The sequence below is a fragment of the Stenotrophomonas sp. HMSC10F06 genome, assembly GCF_001807865.1.
GTDB lineage: Bacteria > Pseudomonadota > Gammaproteobacteria > Xanthomonadales > Xanthomonadaceae > Stenotrophomonas > Stenotrophomonas bentonitica_A.
Genome location: NZ_KV791256.1, coordinates 43,596 through 61,335, shown reverse-complemented (window position 1 = coordinate 61,335; position 17,740 = coordinate 43,596). Strand labels below are relative to the sequence as shown.

15 protein-coding genes are annotated in these 17,740 nt (G+C 67.0%); 7 read left to right on the top strand and 8 right to left on the bottom strand.

The window, feature by feature from the left end; translation table 11 throughout:
• Positions 1-57: 57 nt before the first annotated feature.
• Both HMPREF3113_RS02510 and HMPREF3113_RS02505 read right to left on the bottom strand, forming a co-directional pair.
• Entirely contained in the window at positions 58-537 is a 480-nt protein-coding gene (locus tag HMPREF3113_RS02510; protein WP_070470629.1) for a peroxiredoxin, read from the bottom strand.
• A gap of 78 nt (positions 538-615) precedes the next feature.
• A complete protein-coding gene (locus HMPREF3113_RS02505; RefSeq protein WP_019183297.1) occupies positions 616-1,176 on the bottom strand; it encodes a glycine cleavage system transcriptional repressor in 561 nt (186 codons plus the stop codon).
• Positions 1,177-1,340: 164 nt separating this feature from the next.
• Here HMPREF3113_RS02505 and dapA point away from each other — a divergent pair, with 164 nt between their 5' ends.
• Both dapA and HMPREF3113_RS02495 read left to right on the top strand, forming a co-directional pair.
• Positions 1,341-2,234 carry a 4-hydroxy-tetrahydrodipicolinate synthase gene (gene dapA, locus HMPREF3113_RS02500; protein WP_026069793.1) on the top strand — a complete coding sequence of 298 codons (894 nt, stop codon included), beginning with the start codon at positions 1,341-1,343 and terminating at the stop codon, positions 2,232-2,234.
• A gap of 26 nt (positions 2,235-2,260) precedes the next feature.
• The gene (locus HMPREF3113_RS02495; RefSeq protein ID WP_019183295.1) at positions 2,261-2,785 is read left to right on the top strand and encodes a hypothetical protein; all 525 of its coding nucleotides are present in this window, start codon (positions 2,261-2,263) and stop codon (positions 2,783-2,785) included.
• A 93-nt stretch (positions 2,786-2,878) separates the two neighbouring features.
• On the opposite strand, the gene fdxA is transcribed toward HMPREF3113_RS02495, so the two are convergent.
• The 6 genes from fdxA to HMPREF3113_RS02465 all read right to left on the bottom strand — a co-directional run bounded on the left by fdxA (position 2,879) and on the right by HMPREF3113_RS02465 (position 7,573).
• Positions 2,879-3,202 carry a ferredoxin FdxA gene (gene fdxA / locus HMPREF3113_RS02490; protein ID WP_019183294.1) on the bottom strand — a complete coding sequence of 108 codons (324 nt, stop codon included), beginning with the start codon at positions 3,200-3,202 and terminating at the stop codon, positions 2,879-2,881.
• A 66-nt stretch (positions 3,203-3,268) separates the two neighbouring features.
• Positions 3,269-4,147: a 2-dehydro-3-deoxygalactonokinase gene (locus HMPREF3113_RS02485; protein WP_070470627.1), complete on the bottom strand. Its 879-nt coding sequence runs from the start codon at positions 4,145-4,147 to the stop codon at positions 3,269-3,271.
• Entirely contained in the window at positions 4,144-5,049 is a 906-nt protein-coding gene (locus HMPREF3113_RS02480) for an SMP-30/gluconolactonase/LRE family protein (RefSeq protein WP_070470625.1), read from the bottom strand. The genes HMPREF3113_RS02485 and HMPREF3113_RS02480 overlap by 4 nt, the downstream gene beginning before the upstream one ends.
• A gap of 6 nt (positions 5,050-5,055) precedes the next feature.
• On the bottom strand, positions 5,056-6,204 hold the full coding sequence (gene dgoD / locus HMPREF3113_RS02475) for a galactonate dehydratase (RefSeq protein WP_019183290.1): 1,149 nt from the start codon (positions 6,202-6,204) through the stop codon (positions 5,056-5,058).
• On the bottom strand, positions 6,201-6,821 hold the full coding sequence (locus tag HMPREF3113_RS02470; protein ID WP_019183289.1) for a 2-dehydro-3-deoxy-6-phosphogalactonate aldolase: 621 nt from the start codon (positions 6,819-6,821) through the stop codon (positions 6,201-6,203). The genes dgoD and HMPREF3113_RS02470 overlap by 4 nt, the downstream gene beginning before the upstream one ends.
• Positions 6,822-6,823: 2 nt before the next feature.
• Positions 6,824-7,573, bottom strand: coding sequence for an SDR family oxidoreductase (locus HMPREF3113_RS02465; protein ID WP_019183288.1), 750 nt, complete (start codon positions 7,571-7,573; stop codon positions 6,824-6,826).
• A 238-nt stretch (positions 7,574-7,811) separates the two neighbouring features.
• Here HMPREF3113_RS02465 and HMPREF3113_RS02460 point away from each other — a divergent pair, with 238 nt between their 5' ends.
• From HMPREF3113_RS02460 to HMPREF3113_RS02440, 5 genes are all read left to right on the top strand, one after another.
• The gene (locus HMPREF3113_RS02460; protein ID WP_026069792.1) at positions 7,812-8,774 is read left to right on the top strand and encodes a LysR substrate-binding domain-containing protein; all 963 of its coding nucleotides are present in this window, start codon (positions 7,812-7,814) and stop codon (positions 8,772-8,774) included.
• 356 nt (positions 8,775-9,130) lie between these two features.
• Positions 9,131-11,737 carry a TonB-dependent receptor gene (locus tag HMPREF3113_RS02455; protein ID WP_254665227.1) on the top strand — a complete coding sequence of 869 codons (2,607 nt, stop codon included), beginning with the start codon at positions 9,131-9,133 and terminating at the stop codon, positions 11,735-11,737.
• 125 nt (positions 11,738-11,862) lie between these two features.
• On the top strand, positions 11,863-14,100 hold the full coding sequence (locus tag HMPREF3113_RS02450) for a cellulase (protein ID WP_070470620.1): 2,238 nt from the start codon (positions 11,863-11,865) through the stop codon (positions 14,098-14,100).
• On the top strand, positions 14,097-16,004 hold the full coding sequence (locus tag HMPREF3113_RS02445) for a sialate O-acetylesterase (RefSeq protein WP_070470618.1): 1,908 nt from the start codon (positions 14,097-14,099) through the stop codon (positions 16,002-16,004). Before HMPREF3113_RS02450 ends, HMPREF3113_RS02445 begins: the two co-directional genes overlap by 4 nt.
• Positions 16,005-16,021: 17 nt before the next feature.
• Positions 16,022-17,731: a DUF5597 domain-containing protein gene (locus HMPREF3113_RS02440; protein WP_070470616.1), complete on the top strand. Its 1,710-nt coding sequence runs from the start codon at positions 16,022-16,024 to the stop codon at positions 17,729-17,731.
• Positions 17,732-17,740 lie beyond the last annotated feature (9 nt).

Genomic DNA, 17,740 nt, shown 5'->3' with positions numbered 1-17,740 from the left:
GGACAAGCCATCACGACCTGCGGGGCAGGGTGATGGCCATTGGGGGTGCCGGGGTGATCACTGGGTTTTCGCGGCCTTCAGGGCTTCAAGGACGGTGTCTGCGTGGCCGGCCACTTTGACCTTGCGCCACGCCTGCACGATACGACTGTCCGGCGAAATGAGGAAGGTGCTGCGCTCGATGCCGCGCACCTGCTTGCCGTACATGTTCTTCAGCTTGATCACGTCGAACGCGGTGCACAGCGCTTCATCGCCATCGCTGATCAGCGGGAAGGCGAAGCCCAGCTTGGCGCAGAAGTTGTCGTGGGATTTGACCGAATCGCGGGAAACGCCGAAAACGCGGGCGCCGGCGTTGGTGAACTGCGGGAGCAGTGCGTTGAAATCGATGCCCTCGGTGGTGCAGCCCGGGGTGCTGTCCTTGGGGTAGAAGTACAGCACCAGCCACTGGCCGGCCAGATCGCCGAGGGTGGTGGTCTCGCCGCCGGACAAGGCCAGCGGCAGTGCGAGGGTGGTGCTGTCCAGGGTGTCGCCGTCGTTCATGGGTTCCTTTCCGGATCCTGGGGTAGATCTACTACAACTGCATGAAACCCCGCGCGCCCGTGACGAGCGCGCGAAACATCAGAACTTCATCGGGTCCATGATCGCATCGAGGTTGAGGTGATCGCAGAACTCGAGGAAATCATCGCGCAGCGCGGCGATGTGCATGTTGGCCGGCACACCGATCGTGACCTGCGCGGAGAACATTTCCGCACCGGTCTGCATCGCGCGGTAACGCGTGCTCTGCAGGTTTTCGATGGTGATGCCCTGGCGGTCGAAGAAATCGGCCAGCTGGAACAGGATTCCCGGCTTGTCGGCGGCGATCACTTCCACGATGTAGGGCAGCAGGTTGGACTGCGCCTGCTTGGCCCCGGTGCGGTACCAGACCAGCTTCAGGCCTTCCTCACGCTCCAGCCGGGTCAGCATCGCCTCCAGCTTGGCCACCGAGTCCCACGAGCCGGTGGCCAGGGCGGTGACGGACACGTCGCGCCCGACCGTGGCCAGGCGGGCGTCGACCAGATTGCAGCCACTGTCGGCGATACGCCGGGTCACAGGCAGCAGGGGGGACTCCGGATGCGTCGTATAGGCGTTGATCAGGAGGTGGTTTTCGGTCGGCGCAGGCCGCGGCGTGGTGTCGGTCAAGATGGTTCCGGGTGATGCAAGGTGAGTCTGAACGGCCGGACGACGGCACGTTCGCCGGAGTCCAGCATACTTGCCCGCGCTTTCGACCCGCAAGTAACATGCAACGTACATCTGGCCGGCGTTTACGCAGGCACGGTGCCCCCTTTCTTCCGAGCACGATGTCCTTGTCCCTTTCCGGTCTCATCACCGCGCTGGCGACGCCCTTCCAGGCGAACGGCGCATTGGATCCCGACGGTTGGCAGCGCTTGCTGCATCTGCAACTGGAGGGTGGTGTTCACGGGGTGGTGGTGGCCGGTTCGACCGGTGAAGCCGCGGCCCTGTCCGATGACGAATACGACCAGCTGCTGCGCAGTGCGGTCAAAACCGTCGCCGGGCGCATCCCGGTATTGGCCGGCACCGGCCTGTCCGGGACGGCCAAAACGATCGAGCAGACCCGCCGGGCGGCCGCCAATGGCGCCACGCACGCGCTGGTGGTGACCCCGCCGTACGTGCGCCCCACCCAGGAAGGCCTGATCGCGCATTACCGCGCGGTGGCCGACCAGGGCGGCCTGCCGGTCATCCTGTACAACGTGCCCGGCCGCACCGGCTGCGACATGCTGCCCGCGACCGTGGCCGAGCTGGCCAGCCACCCGAACATCGTCGGCATCAAGGAAGCGGTGGGCGATATCGGCCGCGTGCATGCCCTGCTGGCCCTGCGTTCGCCGGATTTCGCCATCCTCAGTGGTGACGACGGCACGGCCGCGCGCTCGATCCTGTCCGGCGTGGACGGCCTGATCTCGGTCGGTTCCAACGCCTTGCCGGGTGCCTACCGGCGGATGTGCGACCTGGCAGCGGCCGGTGAGCGCGAGGCGACCGAGTCGTGGGATGCCCGTCTGGAGCCCTTCCATGAATTCTGCGGCGTGGAGTCCAACCCGATCCCGGTGAAGGACCTGCTGCGCCGGATCGGCATTGGTGACGGCCTGCGCCTGCCGCTGCTGCCCCTGTCCGCGGCCCACCACGCCGCTGCCGAACACCTGGCCACCGATATCGGTGCGCTGGAAGCACTATCCAACCACTGATCACAGTGGTCACCCAGGAGATTCCCATGCGTCAATCCGTTTCCGCCATCCGCGTGCTGTCCTTCGCGATCCTGGCTACCGCCACCCTCGTCGGCACCACCGGTTGCTTCAAGCGCGGTGCCAAGGGCGACTACGCCCTGGCCCCGGAAGTGCGTCCGCTGGAAGTGCCGCCGGATCTGAACGTCCCGGCCGGCCAGGCCGCCGCCACCGCCGCCACCAGCTCCACGCTGGCCTCGCAGTCTGCGCGTCCGGCGCCGTCCTCGACCCAGGCACCGGCCAACAATGCCGGGTTCACCGTGCCGGGCACCAAGGAAGAGGTGTTCGCCAAGGTCGGCACCGCGCTGGAGTCCGTTGAAGGCGTGAAGATCGCCAGCAAGGCACAGCTGCTGGGTTCCTATGACGTGGCCTTCGAAGGCAGCGACTTCCTGGTCCGCGTGGTGGCCGTCGATGCCGGCGCCTATGTGTCGGCCGTGGATCCGCGTGGCCTGCCGGCGACCGCCGCCGCCCCGACCAAGCTGCTGGGTGAGCTGAAGGCGAAGCTGGCTCCGTAAAAGCGCCAGCGGCCGGCACTACCGAAGCTGCGGGTCAGAGAAGCAAAAAGGGCGCCCTCGGCGCCCTTTTTGTTGCTGCCAGCGCCGGAAGGCTCAGCGTTCCAGCAGCTTCAGCTTGTCCGGCTTGCCGTCCCATTCGCCGGCATCGGCAGGCGGGTCCTTGCGCACGGTAAGCACCGGCCAGGCCTGGGCCAGTTCGGCGTTCAGGGCGACGAACACTTCCTGCCCGGCGGGCACGTCGTCTTCAGGGAAGATCGCGTTGACCGGGCACTCCGGTTCGCACAGGGTGCAGTCGATGCACTCATCCGGGTCGATCACCAGGAAGTTGGGGCCTTCGTGGAAGCAATCCACGGGGCACACTTCCACGCAATCGGTGTGTTTGCACTTGATGCAGTTTTCAGTGACGACGAAAGGCATGGGGAAATCCGGCGTTAAGCCGACCAATTCTAGAACAGGTTGTGCCTGAATGCTGGGGCCGTGCGCTCAGCCGAGCAGGCCGCGCTGCCGCGCAAGACGGTACAGGCCCCGCGCCGCAAGGCTTTCAGGCGCATCGACGGGGGTCCTGTCGAGCACCTTCAGCGCGTGGGCATAGCGCGTGGTCAGCGTGGTATTGCCCACCAGGTGCACCTCGGCCCCGGGCGCGGCCAGGTCGCGGATTTCATGGCCGAGCAACAGGCCGGAGAGATAGGAGGGGGCGGCCGAAGGCGCGAGACGCTCGAACAGGCCCAACGCACGCACGCCGAACAGGTGGTGCAGCAGGCCACCGGCATCGCCGCTGCGCTGCACGCCTTGGGCGAAGGCGATGGCATCGAAACCATCGCCGTCGTCCATCAGGCGGCCGAGCAGGCTGTGCTGGCGCAGCAGCGCGAACACCTCGCCGGTCATGGCGGTCGCAAAACCGGTGATCGCCCCATCGTGCAGCGTTGCCCACTTGCTGTGCGTACCAGGCAGGCAGACATGGGCGTGGCCTGCGCGGGTGTCCAGGCCGAATAATTGCGTTTCTTCGCCGCGCATCACATCCGGCGTCCCGCCCGCGCCCTGGACGGCCACGCCAGGCACGAACCAGAGATCACGGCCAGGCAGCCGTGCATCGTGATGCAACTGCAGCGCTGCGGCGAGATCGGCCAGCCCGGCCGGGCAGGGCAGGTAGGCCTGCTCGATCCAGCCATTGCGGCTGCCGATCATCCCGCTGAGCAGGATCGTGCTGTCCGGCCAGCCATCGACCAGCCCGGCCAGCACGTCGGCGTAGTTGCCATCGCAGTGCAGTATTCCGCGCGCACTGGAGCGCTGCTCAAGGGTGGCACCGTGCTGGTCCAGCCGGTAGCCGCGCAGGCTGCTGCTGCCCCAGTCAACGGCGATCATCCGCGGATCCGGCTCTCGGGCAGGCCAGGCTGCGCCTGGCGCGCGCTGAACAGGCTGCCGGCGTGCGTGCTTGCGGCCAATTCCTCCGGCGTGTGGTCCAGCCGCGAGCTGATCACGTACAAGGTACGCAGGTCATTGCCGCCGAAAGCCACGCAGGTGGGGTGTTTGACCGGCACCGGCTGGACCTGCAGCAGGGTGCCATCGGGTGCATAGCAGCTGACCTGGCGCGCGCGCCATTGCGCGTTCCATACCCGTCCGGCCGCATCGACGGCCGAGCCATCCGGTTCGGCCGCCGTATCGGCCAGGGCGGTGAATTCGCGCACGTTACGGGTGCTGGCCTGCTCGGGGTCGTAATCGCAGGCCATGATCCGCGGCGATACCGAGTCGCACCAGTACATCGTGCGGCCATCCAGGCTGAAGCTGATCGCATTGGAAATCACGATGCCCGGCAGCGGCAGCTCGCGCAGGCCGTGGCGGGTGGAGTACTGGTAGAAGCGGCCATCGGCAGCGCGCTCGGGGTGCTCGTTCATGGTGCCGAACACGAAATTGCCGTGACGATCGGCGCGGCCATCATTGCTGCGGGTATAGGGCTTGTAGGGCTCCACATCGGCAAGCCACTGCAGGGGCAGGGTGTCGTCGGTGGCGCTGGCAAGATCTGCGCGGTGCAGCGAGCTGACCAACGCCACCAGCAAGGTGCCGTCGTCGAACAGGCCGATGCAGCCGGGGCGGTCAGGCAGCACCCAGTAGCGGCGGGCGCCGCGCGCGGGGTGGTGCTCCCACAGCCGGCGCTCGGCGATGTCGATCCACAACACGCTCTGCCGCTGTTCGCACCAGAGCACGCCTTCGCCATGGGTGCAGCGGCTGTCCACCACCAGCGTGGCCGGGGCCAGCTCAACGCTCATCGCCACTCACCATTCGGCAACGGAGCCGTCGCTGTGGCGCCAGATCGGGTTGCGCCAGTCAGGCGGGTTTTCATGGGCATGGCGCAGGCGCTCCTCATCGATTTCCACGCCCAGCCCGGGTTTGGGCAGGGCGGCGATGCTGCCATGGTCGCAGTGGAAGTCATCCTTGTTCAACACGTAATCGAGCAGATCGGCGCCCTGGTTGTAGTGGATGCCGATGCTCTGTTCCTGCAGCACCGCGTTGTGCGAGACGAAATCCAACTGCAGGCAGGCCGCGAGCGCGACCGGGCCCAGCGGGCAGTGCGGCGCGAGCGCGACATCGTAGGCTTCGGCCATCGCCGCGATCTTCAGGCACTCGGTAAGGCCACCGGCATGCGAGAGATCCGGTTGCAGCAACGACAGACCGCCGTTGGCGAGGACCTGCTTGAATTCGAAGCGCGAGTACATGCGCTCACCGGCCGCCAGTGGAATCGAGGTGGCCGCGGCCAGGCGCGGGTAGTACTCGGCCTGCTCCGGAAGGACCGGCTCTTCAACGAACAGGGGCCGGTAAGGCTCAAGCTCCTTGAGCAGGACCCGGGCCATCGGTGCGCCCACCCGGCCATGGAAATCCACGCCGAAATCGATGCTGTCGCCGAATGCATCGCGCAGCGCGGCGACCTTGGCGATGGCGGCATCCACGCGGCGGGGGCTGTCCAGCAGCTGCATCTCTTCGGTGCCGTTGAACTTGAACGTATCAAAGCCGAGCGCGCGGTACCGATGTACCTGCTCGACCAGATCGGCCGGCCGGTCGCCGCCCACCCAGCGGTAGGTCTTCATCCGATCGCGCACCAGGCCCCCCAGCAACTGGTAGACCGGCACGCCGAGCGCCTTGCCCTTGATGTCCCACAGCGCCTGGTCGATGCCGGCGATGGCGCTCATCAAAATCGCGCCGCCGCGGTAGAAGCCGCCGCGGTACATCGTCTGCCACAGGTCGTTGATCCGGGCCGGGTCCTTGCCGATCAGATACGCCGACAGCTCATGCACGGCGGCGTCCACCGTGCGTGCGCGGCCTTCGATCACGGGTTCGCCCCAGCCGACGATGCCCTCATCGGTCTCGATCTTCAGGAACAGCCAACGCGGTGCGGCGTGATAGGTAACCAGTCGGGTGATCTTCATCCGTGCGTAGTCCGGTAGGCCTGGAGGAACGCCTGGGCCTGCTCGCGGGTACGCTGCAGCGGCTGGGCAGGTTGATAGAGATCGCCCCCGATCCCGGCACCGACCGCACCGGCGGCGAGGTAGCTGGCGAGGGAGTCCGGGGTCACGCCGCCGACCACGTACAACGGCAGCTCGCGCGGCAAGACCGAGCGCAGGGCGCGCACGTGGCCGGGGCCATAGGTGGCCGCTGGGAACAGCTTGAGCATCTGCGCACCGGCATCGATCGCATCGAATGCCTCGCTGGCGGTGGCGAACCCGGCCATCACCTGCAGGCCCCGATCCACCGCGTGGCGGATCAGCGCCGGCCGCGTGTTGGGGGTGACGATGAAGCGTGCGCCGATCTCCACCAATGCGTCCACCTGCTGTTCGCGCAGCACGGTGCCGCCCCCGATCCAGGCCTGTGCACCGAACGCGCGCTGCGCGCCGGCGATGCTGTCTTCCCAGCGTGGCGAGTTCAGCGGGACTTCGATCGCATCGAAGCCGGCATCCACCAGTGCGCCGACGTGAGCGAGGGTGTCTTCGGGGGTGATGCCGCGCAGGATCGCGACAAGCGGCAGATGGAAGGTCGGTGCGGTCATGATTACTCGTGGTAAAGCTGGGAACGGCCACCGTCGATCAGGATGTCGGTGGCATTGATGAAGCGGGCTTCGTCACTGGCCAGGAACAGCGCGGTATGCGCCACCTCGCCGGGCTCGCCGATGCGCTTGCAGGGCAGCAGCTGCTCCTGCGCGTGGCGCGTGGCGGCCGGGTCGGCGCTGTTGGCGAACCAGGCTTCGATCCGCGGCACCAGGATCAGCCCCGGCGAAATCGAGTTCACCCGGATGCCCTGCGCCGCATACTCGATGCCCAGCGCTTTGCTCAGCCCGATCAGCCCATGCTTGGCGACCGGGTAGGGGAAGGCGTGCGGGATGATGCGGTGGCCATGCACCGAGGCGATGTTGACGATGGAACCGGCCTGCTGCGCCAGCATCGCCGGCAGCACTGCACGGCACACGTTCCAGGCGCCTTTGAGGTTGAGGTCCAGGCAGCGTTCCCACTGTGCGTCTTCCAGCTGCAGCGGGTCGGCGAAGACATCGGCCCCGGCATTGTTGACCAGCACGTCCACGCGCCCATGCTCGGCGCGGATGGCCTCCACCAGGGCACGCACGGCGGCGGCATCGGTGATGTCGGCCAGGCGATGGTCGATCCGGGCATCCACGGCATGCGGTGGATTGAGATCCAGTCCGATCACCCGGGCGCCGTGCTCGGCGAACAGCGCGGCGGTGGCCGCACCGATGCCGCTGGCCGCGCCGGTCACCAGCGCGATCTTGTCCTGCAGTCGTTTACTCATCGAACAGTGTGTCCAGGGGAGCCAACGGCAGACGGTACGACAAAGCGGGGACGGACAAAGCAAGCTCCAGGAATCGGCGGGCGCGGGGGGCGCTGGCGGGCTGGCAGCCGGGGGCGGCGCAACCATACGATCAGGGTTGCGTGCGAAGGTATTCTTATCAAATGAAATTTTTCGGGATATCTATTCCCCCGTCGAATACCGTGATTCAATGCGGCGATCAACGCAGAACGGATGTGTGATGACCACCGCGCCTGGCCCCTGGACAAATGCCTCCCGGCTCAAGACCCGGCATTTGATGTTGTTGCTGCACCTGCATGAACATGGTTCGGTCCTGCGCGCGGCCGAGGCCGCCGCCATGACCCAGCCGGCCGCGTCCAAGCTGCTGGCGGAGATGGAAGACATGCTCGGGGTGAAACTGTTCGAGCGCCATGCCCGCGGCGTGGAGCCGACCTGGTACGGCCACGTGCTGATCCGGCGCGCACGCTCGGCAATGTCCGAGATCGGGCGGGCCACGGAGGAGATCGCCGCGCTGCGCAGCGGGCATCGGGGCCAGGTGTCGATCGGCACCGTGGTCAACCCGGGCACCAACCTGGTGCCACAGGCGATCGCCGAGGTGAAGCGCGAGTTCCCGGACATCCTGATCCGGGTCGAGATGGACTACAGCCGGCCCCTGGTGGCCCGTCTGCTGGACGGCCAGCTGGACCTGGTGATCGGCCGGATCCTCGGGCCGGAGGGTGCGGCGGACCTGGCCTTCGAAGCGCTGGCCGATGAACCGCATTCGGTGATCGCCCGTGCCGGCCATCCGCTGGCCAACCGCGATGATCTGCACCATGCCGATCTGGCCCGGCATGGCTGGATCCTGCCCCCGGCCGACAGCGTGCTGCGCGCGCGGCTGGACGCGCTGTTCCTGGAACAGGGCCTGCCGATCCCGCAGAACATCATCGAGACCAGTTCATTGCCGGTGATGACCAGCCTGCTGCGCGGCAGCGATCTGCTCGCCGCGCTGCCGGTGGAATCGGTGGCGCCCTACATCCAGGCCAAGCTGCTGACCGTGCTGCCGATCGATGTGGGCGTCCGCATGGAATCGTTCGGGATCATCTACCGGCGCGGCCACGTGCTGCCGCCCGCCGCCGAACGCATGCTGTTGGCCCTGCGTACCACCGCGCGCTGGCTGTATCCGGGGCTCCGCGGGAGCGGCTGACACGGGCCGGGCCCCTGCTGGTATAGGCACCGTGAATGGTATTCTCCGAAGGAATACATCCGGCCCAATATTTTATTGGCATGGAATGGCTCCCGCTGCCTAAGCTGCCCGCCAGCTACCACCCCTCACGAGGGTGGCCGCGATGATCCCCGGGTCGGTTCCACCGGTGTCGGGGTCACCTTAAAACCTGATTGTTACAGGCAGCGCCGCCTTCGCAGCGCTGTCCACCGTCAGCACATGTGTCCTGGGAGGGAAACATCATGTCAGTACGTTGTTGCCGTGGGGCGACAGGCGCATCCGTGCCTGCACGCACCCCCACCGCTGTGCGCCGCCGCGCGCTGGCGGTCTGCGTTTCGATGCTGGTTGCCGGCCAGGCCATGGCGCAACAGAGTGATATCCAGGACGCCACCGCGGCGACCCAGCTGGACACCGTCCAGGTGACCGGCACCCGCAGCAGCGTGACCCGTGCCCAGCAGATCAAACAGAATGCCGAGCAGATCGTGGATTCGATCGTGGCCGAGGACATCGGCAAGCTGCCCGACAACAACGTCGCCGAGGCACTGCAGCGCATCTCCGGCATCCAGATCACCCGCAACTACGGCGAGGGCAGCACGATCGCCATCCGTGGCCTGACCCAGGTGCGCACCGAGCTCAACGGGCGTGACATCTTCACCGCCAATGACGGTCGCGGCCTGAGCTTCGAGGATGTGTCGGCCGAGCTGCTCGGTGGCGTCAATGTCTACAAGAATCCGTCGGCGGAAATGATCGAAGGTGGCCTCGGTGGCACCGTCGACCTGCGTACGCGGCTGCCCTTCGATTACGAGGGCCGCAAAATCGCCGGCAGCCTGCAGTACAACCATTACGATCTGGCCGATGACAGCAAGCCCGCGTTCTCGGGCATGTTCAGCGACCGCTGGCAGACCGGCATCGGCGAAGTCGGCCTGCTGGTGAACTACTCGCAGCAGGCCAGCCCGTTCCGCCAGGACACGATCTCGCTGGAGCCCTGGTATTCGCAGACGGACCTGCCCGGCTTCGAAGGGACCGAGGTATTCGTCCCGCATGGTGCCGGCGTCAACACCACCGTGGGTGAGCGCAAGCGCCGCACCGGCGCGGTGGCGCTGCAGTGGCGCCCGCGCGATGACATCGAGGTGCAGGCGCAGGTGCTGCGCTCGGACTACGATTTCCGCTGGCAGGACTATTCCTTCTTCGCCTACAGCGGCGGCGATGCCATGCAGGGCGCGCGCGATATCGTGGTCAACGACCGCAACGAACTGGTCAGTGGCGTATTCCAGAATACCCCGGCCGATTCCAACACCAGCCTGACCCAGCGCAAGTCGATCACCACCGACTACTCGCTCGGCGCGAAGTGGACGGTGAGCCCGAGCCTGACCCTGAGCACCGATGTCCAGTACGTCGATGCCACCACCAAGGGGACGCGCTACATCGTGGGCACCGGCATGAACGCCACGCCGTTCTACACGATCGACCTCAGTGGCGACCTGCCGTACCTGGCGGTGACCGATGCAGTCGGCAACCAGGGGTACCTCACCGATCCGGCCAACTACGTTGGCTGGAAGTTCCACCTGGACAACAAGGACGACAACAAGGGCACCGAGTTCGCGTGGCGCTCGGACATGGACCTGGCGTTCGAGGATGGCTTCGCCCGCAGCTTCAAGGCCGGCGTGCGCTACACCGACCGCAAGGCCGAGAACCAGGGCAATGTCTGGCGCTTCATGTGGCTGGGCGCGCCGTTCGCCGATTTCCCGAACGTGGGACTGGTGCCGAACCCGATCACCGACTTCTTCCGCGGCAAAAGCTACACCTTCGGGCCGACCCTGAGTGCCTCCGATGCCGCGGTGGAGAATTACGAGCAGACCCTGGCCGCGTTCGGTGCCGATCCGCTGGAATTCTCGCCGAACAACATCAACAACCAGCGCGAAAAGACCTACGCCGCGTACGGCGTCCTTCGCTTCGGTGCGGATGACTGGGGCGTCCCGTTCGATGGCAACATCGGCGTGCGCGTGGTGCGGACCGAGGTGACCTCCGACGGCGTGCGTACCGGGACCGACATCGAAGGCGGTGGCCTGCTGCCGGTCAATGTCGAGCAGTCCTACACCGATGTGCTGCCCAGCCTCAACCTGCGCTGGATGTTCACCGACCAGCTGCAGCTGCGCTTTGCCGCCTCCAAGGGCATTTCGCGCCCGGGCTTCGACAAGCTCAACCCGAACCTGAGCCTGAGCGCGGCCGATGCCGGGGGTGGCGTGACCCGGCGCACCGGTTCGGCCGGCAATCCCAACCTCAAGCCGATGGAGGCCACCCAGTTCGATACGTCGCTGGAGTGGTACTTCGGCCAAGGCTCGATGATGTACGGCACCGCCTTCTACAAGAAGGTCGATGGGTTCATCGCCAACGCCGTGTTCAACGAGGTCTACGCCGGCGAGAACTGGGAGATCACCCGCCCGGTGAATGGCGATGACGGCAAGATCAAGGGCGTGGAGGTGGGCTACACCCAGTTCTTCGACTTCCTGCCGGGCTGGATGAGCCATTTCGGCCTGCAGACCAACTACACCTATGTCGACTCCAAGGCGCCCAGCCCGAATGCCACCGATACCAATGGCAGCCAGTTGGTGGTGCCGCTGGAGGGGCTCTCCAAGAACAGCTACAACGTCATCCTCAGCTATGAAGTCCCGCGCTTCCAGGCGCGCGTGGCCTACAACTGGCGCAGCGACTGGCTGATCACCACGGCCGGCAACGGCACCGGCAACCTGCCTGTCTACAACAAGGGCTTTGGCCAGCTGGACGCCTCGCTGCGGTTCAACATCAACGAGGTGTGGTCGGTGTCGCTGGACGGCATGAACCTGCTCGATACCCGCAACGAAAGCTACCTGGGCTACACCACGCGCTACCGCGACTTCGTGATCAACGATCGTCGCTACGGCATCACCCTGCGCGCCAGCCTGTAACGCGTGACCGTCTGCGGGCCTTCCTGCTTCGTGGCACCTCCCCAGCACGAAGCAGGGAGGACCGCAGCTTCTGTTCCAGGCGTGTGGACATTGGGCCGCATGCCGCTCCACCGGGAGGCCCGTGCATGACCCCCGCCGATTGGCTGATCTGGACCGTGCGCGCATCGGTCCGCCCGCGTCACTGCCGGGCAGGGTGGCTGGTGCTGCTGCTGGCCGTGTTTCCGGTTCTCGCCACCGCGGCGCCCTACCAGTGGCGCAACGTGGCCATCGGTGGCGGTGGCTTCGTGACCGGGCTGGTCTTCCATCCGGCCGAACCGGACCTGCTGTACGCGCGCACCGATGTCGGCGGTGCCTACCGTTGGGATCAGGCCAGCGGCCGCTGGAGCGCATTGACCGACTGGCTCGGTCGTGACGATGCCAATCTCACCGGTATCGAAAGCCTGGCCGTGGACCCGCGCGACCCGCAGCGTGTCTATCTGGCCGCAGGCACCTATACCAACCCCCGCGTGGGCAATGGCGCGATCCTGCGTTCGTCCGATCGGGGGGCCACGTTCGCGCGCACCGATCTTCCCTTCAAACTCGGTGGCAACGAGCTTTCGCGCGGCAATGGCGAGCGACTGGCCGTGGACCCCCATCAAGGCGGCATTCTTCTGCTCGGCTCACGCAGCAATGGCCTGTGGCGCAGTGACGACCATGGTGCGCACTGGCAGGAAGTGACGACCTTCCCGGCGATCGCGCGCAGCGCGCAGGCCAGCGCGCCGGCCTGGAACGGCACGCAGCAGATCGGCATCGTGTTCGTGCAGTTCGATGCGCGCAGTGGCCGCGCTGGCAGCCCTACACCCGTGATCTACGCTGGCGTATCGACGACGACGGGCCCGGCGATTTTCCGCTCCACGGATGGTGGGCGCGCCTGGCAGCCACTGCCCGGGCAACCGACCGGTCTGCGTCCCACCCGCATGGCGCAGGGCAGCGACGGTCGCCTCTACATCGCCTATGCGGATCTGCCCGGCCCGGACCGCATGGGCAACGGGGCGCTGTGGCGTTTCGACATCAAGCAGGCTCGGTGGCAGGACATCAGCCCGGTGCCGCAGTCCAGCGACACCCAGGGCGATGGCTTCGGCTGGGGCGCGGTCGCGGTGGAGGCCGGCAACCCGGACGTGGTGATGGCCAGCACCTTCAACCGTTTCGGGCCGCACGACGATATCTTCCGCAGTACCGATGGCGGTCGCAGCTGGACCCCGGTCATCGCGGGCGCGAGGTTCGACCACGGCAACGCGCCATGGACCGCGCACGCCTCCCCGCACTGGATCGCCGATGTGCAGATCGATCCGTTCGATCCGCGCCGGGTGCTGTTCGTCACCGGCTACGGCCTGTGGGCGAGCCGCGATGTCCGCGCGGCCGATCACGGCCAGCCCGTGCAGTGGTGGTTCCAGAATGATGGGTTGGAAGAAACGGTCCCGCTGGACCTGGTCAGCCCGGGGCAGGGCGCACACCTGCTGAGCGCGCTGGGCGATATCGATGGCTTCCGCCACGATGACCTGACCGTGTCGCCATTGCAGTACGCCGGTCCGCGCCTGACCAACAGCGAGAGCATCGACGCTGCCGCGCAGTCACCTTCCCACGTGGTGCGCAGCGGCACCGTGCGCCATCGCCTGCATGACGAGGTCCGTGCGGCCTGGTCGAACGATGGTGGGCGTACGTGGCAGGCGTTCGTCAGCGAACCGCCGGACGGCGAGGGCGCGGGCCGCATCCGCATCGGCAGCGATGGCGGCCGGGTGCTGTGGCACACGCTGCGCGGCAGCCATTGGTACACCGATGACCACGGCCGGCATTGGCAGGCCGTGCGCGGCCTGCCCAACACTGCCGTGGTGGTCGCGGACACCCGCTCGCCTGCGCACTGGTATGGGTACGACGCCGCCAGCGGCGCGTTGCTGCGCAGCGACGATGGTGGCGCCTCGTTCGTCGCCGACCGCGAACGCCTGGCGCCGGCCCCGGTGCTGACGGCCGAGCTGCGCGCCGATCCACAGCAGGGTGGGCTGGTGTATGTCGGTGCCGGTCCGCAGGGGCTGCTGCGCTGGCGCGCGGGTGATCTGCAGCGCGTGGCGGGGGTGGATGCGGTTCACAGCCTCGGCGTCGGCAAGGGTGCCCCGGGTCGTGACGTTGCCAGCGTGTTCGTTGCGGGCACCGTCGAGGGCGTCCATGGGCTCTTCCGTTCCGATGATGGCGGTGCCCGGTGGCTGCGCATCGATGACGCCGCGCACCAGTTCGGTCAGATTCAACGCGTCACCGGGGATCCGCGCCTGCATGGGCGCGTCTACTTCGCCACCGGTGGGCGCGGCATCGTCTATGGAGATCCACAATGAAACGAGCGTGTGCGCTGGCGGTATCGCTGTGGATGGTCACCGCCGCCGTGCAGGCCGAGCCGGTCCTGCCCCGGCTGTTTGCCGACGGCATGGTGCTGCAGCGTGACCAGCCGCTGCCGGTGTGGGGTACGGCCACGCCCGGCGCACGCCTGCAGGTCGGCATCGACGGCGAACGTGCCAGTACCACGGTCGGTACGGACGGTAGCTGGAAGGTCGTGCTGCCGCCGCACGCGGCCGGTGGCCCATTCCAGCTGGAGATCACGGGCGACGGGCGCGCGCTGCAGGTGCGCGATGTCCTGTTCGGCGATGTCTGGCTGGCCAGCGGTCAGTCCAACATGGAATGGCCGCTGCACGATACGCAGGACGCGGCGGCGGCCGTCGCCGCTGCGAGCGACGCGCAGCTGCGTCATTTCAAGATTCCCAAATCCTGGTCCGGGCAGCCGGAAACCACACTGGCCGGTGGCCGCTGGCTGCCGGCGTCCCCCGCCAACGCGGGGAGCTTCTCCGCGGTCGCGTACTACTTCGCGCGCGAGCTGCGGCAGCACGCCGGGGTGCCGATCGGCATCATCGACAGCACCTGGGGCGGCAGCACCATCGAAGCCTGGATGGCCGCCGCGCTGCAGGACATTGATGCAGGCGCGCTGGCCACGCGCATGCAGGCGCAACGCGAGACGGATGCACGCACCCTGGCCAAGGTGCGCCAACGCCTTGCGCAGTGGCACACCTTTGACGAGCAGCCGCAGTGGGCCGCAGCCCGGTTCGACGACCGCGATTGGGAAGCCGCCACGCTCCCGGGGCTATGGGAAACCGGCGGCTATGCCGGCATGGACGGGATCGGCTGGTACCGTGCCGAGTTCACCTTGAGCGCGGCACAGGCTGCGCAGGCCGGCACCCTTGGAGTCGGACGGATCGATGACGCGGACCGCACCTTCGTCAATGGCGTGCAGGTCGGCGCGACGACGATGGCCTGGAACACACCGCGTGTGTATCCGCTGCCCGCCGGCCAACTGCAGGCCGGCCGCAACGTGGTCGCGGTGCGAGTGGAGGACCTGGGCGGTGGTGGTGGCATCCACGGTGAGCCGTCCGAACTGTTCGTGCGCCTGGCCGATGGCAGCCAGGTGCAGCTGCAAGGCTGGCGTTTCCGTCCCGGCAAGGTGACGGTCGCCCTGGACGATGACAAGAACCAGATCCCGACGCTGCTGTACAACCGCATGATCCACCCGTTGCCGCCATTCCCGATCAAGGGGGTGATCTGGTACCAGGGCGAGAGCAATGCCACCGATGCCGGAGCGCTGGCCTATCGGGATCAGTTCAAGGCCTTGATCCAGCAGTGGCGGCAGGACTGGAACGCACCGGCGCTGCCGTTTGTCTGGGTGCAGCTGGCCAGCTTCGGCGCGGGCGCCGATCACGGTGAGCAGAGCCCGTGGGCGTTGCTGCGCGAGTCGCAGTCGGCGGCGCTGTCGCTGCCGCATACCGCGCAGGTGGTGAGCATCGACCTGGGCAATGCGACGGATATCCATCCGCGCAACAAGCGCGATGTCGGCGCACGCCTGGCGCTGGCCGCCCGGCACGCGGCGTATGGCGAAACGCTGACGTACAGCGGTCCGGTGCAGCGCGACGTCCGCTTCGATCGCGGCCAGGCCGTCATCACCTTCGGTCCGATGGGCAGTGTGCTGGCGGTGCGCGGCGGTGGGATGCAGGTACAGGGTTTCACCGTGGCCGGTGCCGACCGCCGGTTCCACCCTGCACAGGCGCGAATCGATGGTGATCGCGTGATTGTCCACAGCGAGGCGGTCGCCACGCCGGTGGCAGTGCGCTATGCCTGGCGGGAGAACCCCGCCGACGCCAACCTGATCAATTCGCAACAGCTGCCGGCGTCGCCGTTCCGCAGCGATACCTGGTGACCACAAGGACCCCGTGCATGTCTCCGACCACATACCCGCTTCCGCTGTTCCCGCGCCGCCTGCTGCTGCCGGCCGCCTTGTTTTGTCTGCTGGCCGCCTGTGAGCAGGCACCGACGCCGACACCGGCCGATGGCGCCACGGCTGCACAGCCTTCCGCGACAGGCAAACCGGCGACGAACGATGACGCCAGGCAGGCGCCGATCCCGCAGTTCACCAGCAAGGATGGCAGGCATGCGCTGCTGGTCGATGGTGAGCCCTTCCTGGTGCTGGGCGCGCAGGTCAACAACTCCAGCAACTACGCCGCAGCGCTGGAGGCAGTGTGGCCGGCGGTGAAGATCATCGGTGCCAATACGGTGCAGGTGCCGATCGCCTGGGAACAGATCGAGCCGGAGGAAGGCAAGTTCGATTTCACCTTCGTCGATACGCTGCTGCAGCAGGCGCGTGAACATGACGTGCGCTTGGTACTGCTGTGGTTTGCCACCTGGAAGAACAACGGCCCGGCCTACGCGCCGCGCTGGGTGAAGACCGATAACACCCGCTTCCCGCGCGTGATCACCCGCGACGGGCGCAGCATCGGTTCGCTGTCGCCGCACGCCCCGGCCACGCTGGAGGCGGATCGCAGGGCCTTCGTTGCCTTCATGCAGCATCTCAAGGCGGCCGATCCACAGCGCACGGTGATCATGGTGCAGCCGGAGAACGAGCCGGGCACCTATGGCAGCGTCCGCGATTTCTCGCCGATGGCGCAGCAACTGTTCGACGGCCCGGTGCCGGCCGAACTGCTGCAGAAGCTCGGCAAGTCACCCGGCACCTGGGCACAGGTGTTCGGTGCCGATGCCGATGAGTTCTTCCATGCCTGGTCGATCGGGCGCTTCATCGATCAGGTCACTGAAGCAGGCAAGGCGGTGTATCCGTTGCCGATGTACGTCAACGGCGCGCTGCGCGGGCCGTTCAATCCCGGGCAGCCGGGCCAGTACGCCAGTGGTGGCCCGACCGACAACGTGCTGGATGTGTGGAAGGCCGCCGGGCCCCATATCGATTTCCTGGCCCCGGACATCTACATGCCCGAGTACCGCATGTACACCACGGTGCTGGCGCGCTATGCGCGGCCGGACAATGCGCTGTTCGTCGCCGAGACCGGCAACGCGCCACCGTATGCACGCTACCTGTTCCCGACGCTGGGCCATGACGGCATCGGCTGGTCCACGTTCGGCATCGATTTCAGCCACTACAGCAACTATCCGCTGGGCGCGAAGAAGGTGGACGAGGCAACGCTGGCGCCGTTCGCTACGGGCTTCCAGCTGGTCAGCCTGGGCATGCGCCAGTTCGCCAAGGCCTCGGCCGAAGGCAAGCTGCATGGCGTGGCCGAAGAAGCCGGCCAGGCCGTGCAGGACGTGCCGCTCAATGCGCGCTGGCGCGCCACCGTCACCTATGGCGTGCCGCAGTTCTGGTTCCAGGGCCAGCCGCCGGGCCATCCCGAGCCGATCGGCAGTGCGCTGATCGCCGAACTTGGCCCGGACGAATTCCTGATCACCGCCCAGCACGCGCGGGTCACCCTGCACCCGGCCGGAGAGGCCACCGCGAACATGGTGCTCGATCGTGTCGAGGAGGGGTTCTACAAGGATGGCCAGTGGCAGTTCCAGCGCAACTGGAACGGCGACCAGACCGATTACGGCTTGAACTTCACCACTGCGCCGCAGCTGCTCAAGGTCACGCTGGCGACGTATTGAACCGGGGGT